The sequence below is a fragment of the Bradyrhizobium sp. sGM-13 genome (assembly GCF_018398875.1).
GTDB lineage: Bacteria > Pseudomonadota > Alphaproteobacteria > Rhizobiales > Xanthobacteraceae > Bradyrhizobium.
In genome coordinates, this window is record NZ_JAGWDK010000419.1 from 1 (window position 1) to 241 (window position 241).

A 241-nucleotide genomic window follows, 5' to 3' on the forward strand; every position below is an offset into this window, starting at 1 on the left:
TGGATGCGCGACACAGATGGGAAGCGCATGATGTCCTTCATGGAGAGAAGCAGCGGCCGCTCGACAAGGCCGTGGATCATCAGCTTGTGCTGCGCCGGATCGATGTCGGGCCGTCCCGCATGATGGCGCTCGAAGAACAATCCGTTTGGCGTGATGATGCCGTGCAGGTCCTGCAGGGGCGAAAAGCTCACCGACGATTCCGCGCTCGCGGTCAACCAGGGCACGTTGCGGCGGATGACGG

The 241-nt window shown here is 62.7% G+C and carries 1 protein-coding gene; it reads right to left on the minus strand.

Annotation, left to right across the window (positions count from 1 at the left end):
• Nucleotides 1–241 (minus strand): molybdopterin-dependent oxidoreductase (locus tag KJQ96_RS39505; RefSeq protein ID WP_213291274.1); only part of this gene is annotated, 241 nt, incomplete at both ends.